General features: G+C 59.6%; 7 protein-coding genes. 5 read left to right on the top strand and 2 right to left on the bottom strand.

Annotated features, from left to right (window positions below):
• Positions 1-1,152 precede the first annotated feature (1,152 nt).
• Together BW975_RS17900 and BW975_RS17895 are read right to left on the bottom strand one after the other, a co-directional pair.
• Positions 1,153-1,527 (bottom strand): hypothetical protein, encoded by a 375-nt coding sequence (locus BW975_RS17900; RefSeq protein ID WP_139194213.1) that lies wholly within the window; start codon positions 1,525-1,527, stop codon positions 1,153-1,155.
• 135 nt (positions 1,528-1,662) lie between these two features.
• On the bottom strand, positions 1,663-1,923 hold the full coding sequence (locus tag BW975_RS17895) for a hypothetical protein (protein ID WP_139194214.1): 261 nt from the start codon (positions 1,921-1,923) through the stop codon (positions 1,663-1,665).
• Positions 1,924-2,058: 135 nt separating this feature from the next.
• Between BW975_RS17895 and BW975_RS18035 the strand changes: the two genes are divergently transcribed.
• From BW975_RS18035 to BW975_RS06255, 5 genes are all read left to right on the top strand, one after another.
• On the top strand, positions 2,059-8,406 hold the full coding sequence (locus BW975_RS18035) for a hypothetical protein (RefSeq protein WP_175610726.1): 6,348 nt from the start codon (positions 2,059-2,061) through the stop codon (positions 8,404-8,406).
• A complete protein-coding gene (locus tag BW975_RS06270; protein ID WP_076531947.1) occupies positions 8,407-10,233 on the top strand; it encodes an SMP-30/gluconolactonase/LRE family protein in 1,827 nt (608 codons plus the stop codon).
• 3 nt (positions 10,234-10,236) lie between these two features.
• Positions 10,237-10,800 (top strand): SCO family protein, encoded by a 564-nt coding sequence (locus tag BW975_RS06265; protein ID WP_076531945.1) that lies wholly within the window; start codon positions 10,237-10,239, stop codon positions 10,798-10,800.
• Positions 10,801-10,820: 20 nt separating this feature from the next.
• Positions 10,821-12,047 (top strand): c-type cytochrome, encoded by a 1,227-nt coding sequence (locus tag BW975_RS06260; protein ID WP_139194215.1) that lies wholly within the window; start codon positions 10,821-10,823, stop codon positions 12,045-12,047.
• A gap of 336 nt (positions 12,048-12,383) precedes the next feature.
• Positions 12,384-12,884: a ferritin-like domain-containing protein gene (locus tag BW975_RS06255; RefSeq protein ID WP_076531941.1), complete on the top strand. Its 501-nt coding sequence runs from the start codon at positions 12,384-12,386 to the stop codon at positions 12,882-12,884.
• The last annotated feature ends 377 nt before the right edge of the window (positions 12,885-13,261 follow it).

The following is a 13,261-nucleotide window of genomic DNA, read 5'->3' as shown; positions in this document are numbered from 1 at the left end:
GAAATCAAAAGTTCTTTTGCAGCAATGGTTTGGCGCGCCGATCAAAGTCTTTACCGCTAAGCCAAAGATTGGTTTGCGCTACCATTGCGCCCTTCCTTCGGTCCGGACGGCTGTACATTTCATTGAAAAAAATCACGATTTCAGGTACTCTCAAAAAACGAGACGGTAACGCCCAGATGTGTTTTTGGCGTCCTTGTATTTTGTGAAAATTCATATTTTTCAATATCTTGAGATTGGCTGGAGTTTTTCCTGGCCTTGATCTTGGGACGACAGGTTCAGGGGGCAGTTATGTCTATCACAGTGTTCGGTCGCATCCATCATTTCATCTTAATGTGGGCGTTCGCTTTTCTGATATTCAGCTTCCCCTCGACAGCGCACGCCCAGATGGAGTGCGCGCCCATCCACGAAAAACTGAATGAAGCTGAAATTGCGGCGGGGCTTGGCGACAAGAGGTTCGGGCGAACGGTTTGCGCGGATGTCGTCGCGATCGACCAAATGCTGGTCTACAATCGGTTCGGGGCGTTCAACCCCTTCGGCATGATGTACGCCCTGCGCCGCGATGTCGTGCCGCTCGATGAGATGCCGAAGGCGATCACTGCTGACGCATGTGACGACCTGCTCGGGACCGAAACATCAGCGGCAGCGCTTTCTGCAGGCGATGTGCGTCTCAAAGATTGCAAACGCCCCCGTCCCATGGTGCTACGTGCCAATGTGGGCGATGTGCTGCATGTTCGGATGACCAACCTTCTGGCGCCGGACCAGCCCAACTTTTCGTCTGACTTCTGCGGCTCTGGAAAGGATATCGCTCCGGGCGTGCGGGGTGATCATTTCCCGCGCATCCGGACCTGGATGTCGGAGGGCGATCAGACGGCGCTGGACCACGGTGAGGCGACCTGCGCCGAGAGGGCATCGACAGATCCGGATGGCGACAATAATTGGCCCGCCGAGCGTGGCATGAATTTCGCGATACAGGGCTTGACCGCTTTCGCGATTGACGGCGATGGCAAGGTTGTCGAGGCCCCGCGGTATTGCAAGGGACTGTCCAGTATCGCCCCCGACGATACCAAAGACTGTTACTATATGATTGAGCGCGAGGGTCCGTTCTTTCTGGCATCCACCGCAGCGCCCTCGGGCGGCGAGGGAGATGGCGGCTCAATCACCCACGGGCTTTTTGGTGCGGTCATGGCGCAAAATACCGATGCGCGTGCCTATCGCAGTCAGACAACTCACGGGGCGTTCAATGCTGTCTGGAAACAGACCGACACGCCGCGCCATGCGTTGTCCGATGTCGGCGATCTGGGGGCATATGAGACGACCGATCGGCAAGGCGTTCCGATCCTCAATGTCTGGCGCGATAATGGCGATAGCACGGTCGAGGTTGTGCATGCAGACCTGAACGCCATCGTTCATCAACCTGCCAAAGATGAAACACCATCCCACAGTTTCCGCGAATTCAGCGTCTTCTTCCATGACGAGCTGAAAACCTTTGTGAACCGGAATTTCGAGGAGCTGGGCGATTATGGCCAATTGGCCGGTGTCCGCGACGGCTTTGCCATCAACTATGGGGCCGGTGGCATGGGGTCCATGTTGCTGGCCAACCGCAAGGGGATCGGTCCTGCGGCAAATTGCGTGGAGTGCCTTTACGAAGAGTTTTTCCTGACGTCATGGGCGAATGGCGATCCGGCACTGCTGGAGCAGTACAGCGATGATCCTTCGAACGTGCATCATTCCTATCTGAACGACGCTGTCGTCTTTCGCAATTTCCATGCGGGTCCAAAGGAAACCCACGTCTTTCACCTGCACGCGCATCAATGGTTTGCCGGCAATGATGAGGGCCGCGGCAGCTATTTGGACAGTCAGACCGTGGGACCGCAGCAAGGCTTTTCCTACAACATCTATGACGGTGGACTCGAGGTCTATCACCCGTCGGGCGCGCCAGACTCGCCCGGTTGGTACGAGACGCTTGGTTCGGGAAACCGCAACCGGACCCCCGGCGATTCCATCTTTCACTGTCACCTTTATCCGCATTTTGCCCAAGGCATGTGGGAGCTGTGGCGTGTGCATGACGTGCTGGAAGACGGCACGCGAAAATTGCCTGACGGACAATGGCAGCCTGACTTTTCATTGGCCGAGATGGACCTCGAGACCCGGGCCAAGAAACGCCCCGGGTCCGTCGATCCCGCCACCGGCCGCTGGATCGACCGTGTCGATCAGCAGGATCGTGACCAGCTTGGCACGCCGGTCCCCGCCATCATCCCATTGCCGGACCAGCCATGGCCGCTGTTGCCGTCCTATGCAGGCGACGATCTGATCCTGACTGATGGCGGCAAGGTGACAGAGGCGGACGAAAGCGAGGTCATCGCCTCGGATGAGCCGATCACGACCTTTCCGGGTTATCCGTATTACATCGGCGGCCAACCCGGTCACCGCCCGCCGCAGGCACCGATGGATATTGCGCGTGAACTTGCCGGAGACTTCGTCACGGATGCCTATCTCGATGGCGGCTTGCCCCGGCATGTCGTGACCGACAATGCGTCGAGGAAGTTTCCGTTCTCTGTTCCAAAGCTGGACGAGCTTTCGAATGTGTCAACGCTTGCAGATGCTTTGGCGAACCCGGGTCAGATCGCGCGCGAAGCCACGCAGGCACAGATCGTCGCCAAGGCCCTCGCCATGGGTGACATGACAATGAAGTTTGTCACCGCAGAGCTTGACCTGCTTCCCTATGACGGCACTCCGATCGAACGGACCGGCATGGCTTTTCATGAAGATGGTGTCGTTGATGGGTCCGTGATGACGTTGTTCGACGCTCTTGGCGCGCCCACGGGGCTATCGAGCGATGGCCGCACCTACCGGTCGGTTTCCGCCGGCGGTGGCGGCGTGTTCGGGGTCAACGGCGCACCCGCCAAGCCCGGCGCGCCATTTGCCGATCCCTGCGGTGGACCGGACGATCTGGGTGCAGAGCCCGGCTTGTCGATCCCCATCCTGATGGAGCAGGATCCGTTTGTCGACGGTCTTGCCGGTACGATATTCGGACCCGATCCAGCCGTAAGTGGCTACCGCCGCTACGAAGGATCTGCCGTGCAACTCGATCTGGTGACAAATCGGGCCGGGTGGCATGATCCGCAGGCGCGGATCAATGTTCTGACGGCCAATTCAGACGGTTACAAGGCCGGTCCCGATGGTCTTGCCGCGACCGGTGGGAAATACTCGCCCCGGATATCGGCCAGCGAGGAGCCTTTCTTTTTCCGGGCCTTGTCGGGTGAATGCATCGAATTCCGGCACACCAACGAACTGCCCAAAGACCTGGAGCTGGACGACTTTCAGATCCGCACGCCAACCGACACCATTGGCCAGCATATCCACCTGGTGAAGTTCGACGTGACCGCCTCTGACGGTTCGGGCAATGGCTGGAATTACGAGGACGGCACCTTTGCCGCGGACGAGATCGCCGCACGCATTTGCGCCGCCAAGAATGTGCAGAACGCCAATATCGTGACAGGCGTGCGTGCGGCAGGCGAGCTTAAAATGCGCGAAGTCCCGGGCCTTTGCGAGTTGAAGGCCCAGGACGACGGCAGTGACCTCTGGGTGGTTTCGGAAAAATACAAGGACATCTGGCGCCGAACGCTCTCCGACAACCGGGATCTTTTCCAGACGACGACACAACGCTGGTTTGCCGACCCGATCCTGTCTTCGACCCGCGCTGACGGATCAGAGAATGGTGAAGACTTTGATCGAACGATGCGGACGGTCTTCAGCCACGACCATTTCGGCCCTTCTTCGATCCAGCAACACGGTTTCTATACCGCGTTGGTGATCGAGCCCGCCGAGGCCGAGATATGCAACACGGCAAAAACCGCCTGTGCTCCGCAACGCACGACGCGGGACATGGTCACCGCAAGCGATATCCATGTAGGCGCCCGAAAGATCATCATCGATCACATGCCGCTTGACCCGGCGACGCCCGAATACCGCGAATTTGCGCTGTCAATTGCTGATTTTGCTACGCTTTATGACCCGCGGGCGGCAACCAAACCCGGTCAGATGATAGCAACGTTCGACGAGTCCGAAACCGAGGCGTCCGAATTCGCGAAAGGCATGGCGACCCTTGTTTGTGAGGCGCAGCACGCTGTTTCCGGCGATGTGAAATCCATGCAGCGGATTTGTTCCAGCGATGTGGCCGAACAATCCGACGGCGCGTGGGCCGCGGGCGGCGATGTGCCTCCCGCGTGGACAGCGGCAGGTCGCCCGGGTGATACCCACCATGTGACGGACAACCTGCTTGAGGCTGGTGAGATTCTCGCCAGTGCGGCCTTGAACGATCCCAATGCGAAGCATGACGACCTGACGCTCACCGACCATGTGGTCCGGTATCGACGCATGGCGGCAGGCTTCGATGCGCACGATCCGGACGCGCGCCTTGCGGCGCCGGTCTCTCCGCCGCATCGGCCTGAAAGCATTTCGGTTGATCATCACGATCCCTACCTGATGAACTACCGCGGCGAGCCGCTGCCCTTGCGCATCGGCACGAATTCCAGCGGATCATCGGATTGCGATCTGAAACCCCTGCCCCACTGGGTGGCAAGTCTTCAGACCGGCGTCACCGAGGATTGCGAAGTGAGCACGCAGCGCAACGACGGGCGCGGCGATATGGCGAATGTCTTTTTGACGGGATCGACGGCGAGCGGAACCGACCAGATGCATGGCGACCCCGTCACGCCGATCCTCGAGACCTATGACAACGATCCCGTGCAGATCCGCCTGATCCAGGGCGCGCAGGAGGTGCAGCACACCTTCACGCTCGAAGGCTATACATGGGAGCGCAATATCGACCAAAGGTTCCCCGCGATTTTGCCTCGTATGGACGATGTGACCCGCCGCGGTGCATTGGCCGATGCCTGTCGTCTGGATCCGGTTTTGGCGGGAGCCGTCAGTCTGGCGCAAGACGGGCGGCCAGAACAATACCGCCGCTGGATGATCTATGGCCCATCCGGGTTCAGCGGTGCCGATCAGGATTACTGGAGCGCCTTCGAAACCCAGATTGCGCAATGCTTCAACGTTGAAGGACGCGTTGCCGCCCAAGAGATCGGCATTTCCGAGCACTTCGAATTCCGTGCCTCGTATCTCTTCAACAGCAATTTCGAGGGTACCGGATCTTCGACTGTGGCGAAAAAGCTGGCGTTCTATCGCAGCCTGGCAAACACGGACCCGGAAAACTGGATCATCATGGATCAGTTGGATCGAAAGCGGGAAGAGTTGCTGTTGGCCAAGCGTCGCACGACACCTTCGGACACGCTGGTTCATTTCGGATCGACTGACGCGCTCTGGAACGGTGCCTGGGGATTGTTGCGGGTTCGCAGCGCGGGCGCTTCGAAGGTACCGTTGGGCTTCGGTGACCGGCTTCTGGACAGTGTAAACCGGATCGACGACGCGCTGCTGCAACTACGCACGAATGAAATCCGCGGCGATGAGGCTCGACAATTTGCCGATCCGTTGCTGCGCGAGGCCGAGGCTTTGTTGGACCAACAGGCGTTGCTGCAACCAGATGCGCCTGTTCGACCAAGGCTGCCCGATCTGGACCTGCGAGCCCCTGACGGACGTCTGCAGGATCTGCTGCGCAACAACCTTGACGGTTTGCGTGTGCCGGACCTGCAAATGCCAGAGAGCAGAAGTCCCGGCCTTCGCCTGCCGGAAAACCGTCTGCCGCAGATTGATATTCCCGGTCTGGACTTGCCCGACAGGCGCGGCTTCCTGACGCCGGACATCCGACAGGGCGGCGGGATCGGGCGCATCGTGCCGGCGCAATTCACAGAACCACCGGCGCCTTTGGACCGCATGCTGGATTTTCGAAACCGGTTCGATGGACTGATCGTGAAACCCGAACCAACAGGCAAAGCTCTTGAACCCGAATTGATCGCCAAATGCGATCCAACAGCCCAGCGGGTTTATGCAGCCGTTGTCGCAATAGAGGCCGAGACGGTTTTTGGCAGTGGCACCCTCTATTCCGAGCGATTGTCAGACCCGGACGGTCTGTTTTTCGCGATCGTCGATCCAAGGCGCGTGCTGAGCCTTGCCCATCCGGCAGAATTTCCAACCGTCAATGATGTGAACCCTGTGGATATCGACAATGTTGGCTCGTGGAACGCCATACCGCTTAAGGACGTCATCACCGCCGTGCAAGACGCCTACGACAGGCCCGAGCCGATGGTGATGAATGTCAACGCCGGGGACTGCGTGCGGGTCACCTGGATCAATGCGCTTCGCCGTGAAAAGGGCTCAAGCGGTCTCAAGGACGCGCCGGGTGACGCGCTGATGCCAAAGATCACATCCCTGAATGTAGATGTGCGGTGGTCTCCCGAGGAAGAGGCGGACGATACGCCCAATGAGAACGCGAACCTCACGTCGGAGCTTGACGTCGATGACGATATCGAGCCGTCAAACCGCCTGGCGGTGAATTTCCCGCTTCCGGTCATGAACAAGCAGCTTAGCTACGCCCGCCCTGTCGGACGCAACCCGATCTGGGCGCTGGACGGCGCGGACACTGGACGCGTTTCAACGGTGACGCTCTCTAATCTCGATCTTGAACCGCCGGACAATCGCGAGCGAAGCGCCGAGATCATGCAGATGGAATTCTATGCCGGACGAGCCTTCGGTAACTGGCGACGGAGTCCGGTCTGGAGCCTGATCAATCCCGGCACGGCATTGCAAGTGGCTGCCGGACCGGTCGTGGCGGACAGGTTTGAAGTGGCGTCAATCCGTCGCTACATTCCGGCAGAAATCGAAGAGCTGGCCGTGTCTGATCTTGTCAAACAAAATCCGGCGCTGGCGGGCGTGAATGAGGAAGCAAGACGCCTCGACGCGGAAAATCCGCGTCTGGCACGGCTATTCCGCGACCGCGTGGGACTGGTTTCGCCTGATCGGACTTTGGGCCAGGATCTTGACGATGTCGAACGGCTTGCAGTGCGATATGCTGGCCAGCGACGTGAGTTCGCGGCCCTGATCGATGAGCTCATATCCGGTACTGAGCTTTTGGATTTGCGACCGCAGGAAGAGCTCGACATCCTCGGCATGGATCCACTGCGTCTTGACCCGGACACCCGCAAGGAATTGGGCCTGGATCAGGTGGCAATCGGCCGAACCTCATTCAGGGGGATCTCTTACGGTGAAAGCGTGTTGCTCCCAGCGGATATCGCCAAAAATCTCGGTCTGGCCGGAGATGACCCCAGAGGCGATGATCGTGGCGTGCAGGTCTCGCTCGAGTCCCTCGCAGCGGCGGCGGTCCGGTCAGATCCTGATGTGGCCCGTCGTCTCATTGCCATCACGCTGAAACTTGATGATCTGACACGCCAGTATTCGTCTCGTCTGGATGCGATCCTGTTTCGTCCCGGCCTGGTCTGGCTGATCGAATGGCTCGACGTATTTGACGTGCGCTTTGTGCCCTATGCCTTTGGTGCGCTGCCGGTGAAATCACAGGGCGATGTCATCGGTCATCCGCTCGAAGGGTTGATCGGCGCCATCACTGTTGTGCCCGAAGATGCGGTCATAAAGGATGTCAGGGCGCCAAAGCGCCGGTTCGGCGGTCAGCGCTTCGGATGCTTCCGGCTGGACCTTCTGGACCCCGGCCAGCAGTCCAACAAGCTGCCGGTCCCAAAACGGTTCCTGCGACCGACCAATGACCGGGCTTGCACCGACACCGTGATCGTTCCCGATGGCGACCGCCCGGATCGACCGTTCTGGACGGCTCAGCTGACAACGCCTGGTCCGGATGACGAAAAGCACGTCATTCGGCAATTCACCTTGTTCTGGCAGGACGGCCTGAACCTGACCGATCGAGAGACACAGGATGAAACGCTTGTCGGCGGAAGTAACATCCGGCTGGTGGCAACCTGTGGAATTTGCGGGGACAGTTACGATTGGGGCGAAAAGGGCGTCAGTTACCGGAGTGAACCCTTCAATGTCCGTTTGGGCGATACCGGGCAAGGCAATGTCGAAAGCCATTTCAACCTGAATGCCTTTGAATTCGGTGAAGAGTTCTTTCCGCTCAAGCCGACCGAGCTGACCGTGCCATCGGGACAACCGATGCCGGTTCTGCGCGCCATCGCCGGCGAAGAGGTCGTAGTGCATGTGGTGCATCCCGGTGGTCGTGCCAGACAGCGCGCCTTTGCTACAATTGCCCAGGATTACGATGACATGTTCCGTGGCTTCGGTTTCCCGCGCGCAGCCCTTCTGGCGCCTGGCAAGGCGATCACGGCATCACTGACCAAAGCCGTAAAGCCCGGGTGCTACCTTTGGTTTGACGGCCCAACCCACACCCGCTCGGGCGGAAGTTGGGGGCTTCTGGATGTGGTCGCAAAAGACCAGTTTGAAAACCCTCGCGTCAGTGCATGTGCCCGGGCAGAGGAGCGGTAGATGCGGATCAGATCGACCATTGCCGGTTGTGGTCTTGCCCTTCTGGCAGCAGCACAGGGATTTGCGCAGGACGGTACAACCAGTCTGACGGCGGATCTGACCCTGACAGACCCGGCGTCCGGGCAATCGATGCAGCCGGCGGACGGTCAGATGGTGCGACTTAATCTGACCCTGACTGATGCCGTCACCGGGCAACCTCCGCGCGGCGTTCCGCTACAGGGATGGGTTCGGCCCGTTCAGACCGGCAATTCCAGCTGCGAACAGGCTGTGCGTGGCTTCCTGACGACGGGGGCGGTGCCGACCGGGTCTGTCAACCTGAACACATCGGTGCTGGCGATGCTGTCGCGAGATGGATCGGTGGGGGTCATTGACCCCAAGCTGAACCTGATGAGCGCGAACATGCTGGCGGCGTTCAAACTGGACGAACAACCCGCCGGGATTGTGATCGACACAGCGCAGATGCGCGTACTCGCGACACAGGGCACTCTCGGCCAGGTGATGGCGCTGCCCGTACCGGGTGGTGACGCGGTGGTCCTGGCGACGGGGCTCGCATCACCGGACGGGATTGCCGTGACCGAGGACGGTGACATCTGGGTGACATCGTCGGAAAATGGCACGCTCAGCCGTCTGGCACCTGATGGCACCCTACGCAGCAGCACAGAACTGGGCGCTGCGCGCGTTGACCTGCGCGACGAACTTGACGTACCGATCGTGGTGTTTTCGGATACCGGCGCGATCCGGCTGATTGATCGGACAAACGGCCAGACCATAACGGACCTGGGACCTCAGTCGCCGCTGTCAGATGTTGCGGCGATCGGTGACATCGGTCTGCTGAGCCTGCCTGCCGGACGCAGCGTGGCGCAAGTGCGCTATCTGGATGCCGTCGATGTTCCGATTGATATTCCGCTGGGCCTGCCTTTTTCCCGCGTTTCGGTCAGCTTGGACGGGCGCTTTGCGCTTGCCTGGACCCCGGGTGAGGGCACGTTCGTGCTGATTGATCTGGCGCGCGCGCAAGTGGTTCAGCCTGTTGCCTTGCGCGACGCCACCATCACGGAGGCGCGTATCTTCAATGACGCGGCCTACTTGCTCAGCCACGATGGCGGCTTTGTCGGGGTCATCGATTTGGACACAGTCGACATCGGTCGCGCGGCAGAGATCACGGAAGTCCGGCTGGGCGTCAAAGGTGACCGCCCACAAGGCGAAACCGCGCTGCTCTTGCCATTGGCGCCATCACCACAATTGCTGGCCGTTGATCCCGTGACGCAAACCGGCTTTGTGATAGAGGCCATGTCGGGCGTGAACGGCATGCCGCCGATGGATGCCACGCGGCTGCGTGGCGGAGTCCCGCAAAAGGTGCTGGTCGTAGACCGGCGGCTCGAGGAGACCGCTCCGGGCCAATTCAGCGTCACCTGGGCCTTTCCCGCCGGAGAATATGAGCTGATGCTGACCACGGGAATAACCGGCCTGTCCAGTTGTCTGCGGTTCGAAGTGCAGGGCACCCGGCAGGCCAATGGCGTGATGCCGGTGCGGATGGAGGTCTTGAAGGGGTCCAAGCCGATCCTCGCAGGGGAACCTCACGACATGAAGCTGAAGTTCTACGGACCCGAAGGCGAATTGATCAAAATGCCTCGGACTCCGATTCTTGTACCTGGTTTCAAATCGGGCTGGCGCACCAAAGTGATGGCGGTTCCGCAATCCGACGGCGCCTTGGCGTTTCAGATCACACTCCCTCACGCGGGCACCTTTGCAGTGCAGCCCATGCAAATGCCCGCGCATCTGGGTCTGCGCTCCGCGGTGTTGATCGAAGCCGTCACTCAAGGAGACTAGGCAATGATACGCATTTCAGGACTTGTCATGATCGGTGCTCTGACGGTCTGTGCGGCTGCGTCCGCCGCGCAGGATAGCGCGGCATTTGTGCAGGGTCAGATCAGCCTTCCTCAAATGACATTGGTCGACCACCACGCGAGGCCGCATGCGCTGCGCGGCGAGCTGGACAGTGGCGCATTGCTGGTCATGACGTTCAGCTACACGCTCTGCGGGTCGATCTGCCCGATTGGCAACGATATCATGGCCCAGTTGGACGACGAAGTCGGCACGGTCGGTGGCCGGGATGTACGCTTGCTCTCGGTCACGATTGATCCTCAAAATGACACTCCTGCCATGATGGCCGAAGCGGCGCAGAAATTTGGCGCAAGCGATCGCTGGCTATGGCTGACGGGTCATCCGGGTGACATCCGCCGCTTGCTGCAATCCGTTGGCGCACCGGTACACAATCTTGAACTGCATGATCCGGTGTTTCTGGTCGGCGATGGGCAGACTGGCGAATTTTTCCGCACGCAGACCATGCCGTCCGTCGATGAATTGCTGTCGATGCTGAACGCCATATCGAGTTGATGCGCAGCGGGCTGGCCACATTGGCGGCCGGTCTGACGTTCGCCGCAGGTATTGCGGGGGCTGATCCGGCACATGACCTGTTCACCGGGCAGAACACGACGGCAGCAGACGGGCGGATTGCGCGTTTTGCCTGCCACAAATGTCACGGGCGCGATGGGACCGGCGGCATCGAAGGGAACGTGCCCGAGATCGCAGGCTCTGCTTTGCTCAAGCCAACCGAATTGCGATCGGCCTACACTCTTGAGCAATTTCGCGATGCCCTGACATCTGGCACCAACCCTGACGGTCGCAGCCTGAGCCGGATCATGCCGCGCTACGATCTGTCTGGGGCCGAACTGAAGTCATTGTGGCGTTACCTGAAGGACCTCCCAAACCAGCAGGCAAAGGGAATCGCGCCAGACAATGTCCGGTTTGGCGTTGTGAGTGATCCCGCATTCCCCGCGCTGAGTGCCCGATATCTCTACGCTTTCAAAAATGAAGTCGCGCGACTCCTGCCCTCAGGCGCTGTCTACGGACGCAAGATCGAGGTGGTGGCGCTCGATGATCCCCTCGGGCAGGCAGACATGGTGATCGCTGCACTTGCCATGCCGCCGCATCAGGATGACCTGACCGATCAGCTGGTCGCGACGGGTTTGCCGGTTATCTTCGCCTTGAACGCAATCGGTGGGCGCGAAGACGCCTCGATCCAAAGAAGTTTTCTCCCGACCGAACGTGATATCGATGGCGCCATCGCTGCACATCTTGCGACGACGACGGCGCAGCGGATTGGCATCTCCGCAGAACCGGACCGGGTCGAAACACTGTCGTTCCTGATCCGTCTGGCAGTGCCGGAAGCTGTGGTTGGACCGGTAGATCACTTCGTCGCAAACCAGCAAAAACCGGATGCGGTCATTGACCTCGCCGGCCATGTGCCAGCAGAACTGCCCGATCCTGTCATTCTGTACCGTTTGGCATCAAAGGCGCACGCGACACCTCATGCAGAACGCAGTTTTCTGATAATCGAAGCGCCGCACCTCATTGAGTTGGCCCTCGACGAAGACCTGCACCCGCTGGAAGCGCACGCGACATTGTCGGCCCGTGTGCTTGCCAAACTATTAAGGCAAGCCGGTCGCGATCTGTCCCGCAGCCGGCTGTTGTCAGCCTTGAAGGATACGAGTCTTGGCCCTGAAAATCTTGATTACGCGCGTCTGCCCTTGAACGGCTCGAACGATGTAGCGATCGTGGAATACCTGCACCCGGAAAACTGATGGCCGAGCAGTCATGCAGGCTCCCATGCGTTCGAACCCGGACAGAAGCATAAGCGCAGCGAACGTCCGCAAACTCGCGCTTATCGGAGCTCAGCCAACGCATCGATCTCGCAGACGCAAGGTAAGGCCGTTTCACCATCGGCAGCCCGGCGAGAGGTTGCCCTTCTGACGAACAGCGCAAACCCGCATAGCGCTGAGATCCGGCAGGCAGAAAAGCTTTTTTCTCTGGCTCAGACCCAGAGGCAATCGGGCGAGATACAGGCAAACCTGACCGATCAGAGGAACCTTACATGGCGCTGCCCGGTTGGGCCATGAACCAGAAGAAAGGACATCGACATGGCCATGAACTCGCTCAAGGACATTTACCTCGACCAATTGCAAGACATCTGGAGCGCTAACACTCAATCCCTGCCCGTCGTGACCGAACTGGGTCGCGCCGCCCAGGACGAAGAGCTGTCCGAGGCTCTGATCGCCGGCGGCAACGGTATTGCCGACGGGATCGCCGAGATAGAAAAGCTCTGCAATGAGCACGGCATCAAACCCAGCGCCGAGCATTGCAAAGGCATGGAAGGCCTTGTGAAAGAAGCGCGCGCACACGGATTGTCCAACGAGATCGCGGACGCTGACGTGCGCGACGCCGCCATAATCCCGCAATACCAGCGCATGGTGCATTACGCATTGGCTGGCTATGGCACTTTGGCCGCCTTCGCCAACCGCCTTGGCTTGGACAGCGACGCGGCGGTTCTGAAGAAGTGCCTGGATCAAACCTATGACGGCGACCGCCGCATGACCGAGATTGCCATGAAGGGCGGGGTTAACAAAGAGGCAACCTCCTGACGTGGCCGCTACTAATTAATAGGGTCGCACGAGGGATCGTGCGGCCGCTTTTATTTTTTAGCATCCGCCGGGTGGGCTTACGGATGATGACATCGTCACCTAGACCGGCGCGTCAACCAACGGTTTGATAGCTAGAACTGTCTTCCATCGCACGAGCGTTCGGATAGAAAAAGGCTAAGCCGCGATACCGCATCAGCGTTCTCCCTGAGCCGCCGCAAGAGGTTGAAGCTAATCGGCGCAACAGAAAATTGGCGAGGATCAATCCCGGCAAGCCGGCGCCTCGGAAACTCTGAGACCTGCCGCCACCGACAGACGCAAATTAGAAAATACACACAGCTTACCCAAAAGACGAAAGCGCGATCTTCTGCGTGCCCCGA

Origin of the sequence: Roseovarius nanhaiticus (genome assembly GCF_900156535.1) — a bacterium.
Lineage (GTDB): Bacteria > Pseudomonadota > Alphaproteobacteria > Rhodobacterales > Rhodobacteraceae > Roseovarius > Roseovarius nanhaiticus.
Note: the sequence above shows the minus strand (reverse complement) of the source record. Positions and strands in the feature narration are given on the sequence as shown.

Bases quoted from the DNA above. Each gene is read 5' to 3' on its own strand.
- BW975_RS06270 (WP_076531947.1), top strand. From the start codon at position 8,407: ATGCGGATCAGATCGACCATTGCCGGTTGTGGTCTTGCCCTTCTGGCA.
- BW975_RS06265 (WP_076531945.1), top strand. From the start codon at position 10,237: ATGATACGCATTTCAGGACTTGTCATGATCGGTGCTCTGACGGTCTGT.
- BW975_RS06255 (WP_076531941.1), top strand. From the start codon at position 12,384: ATGGCCATGAACTCGCTCAAGGACATTTACCTCGACCAATTGCAAGAC.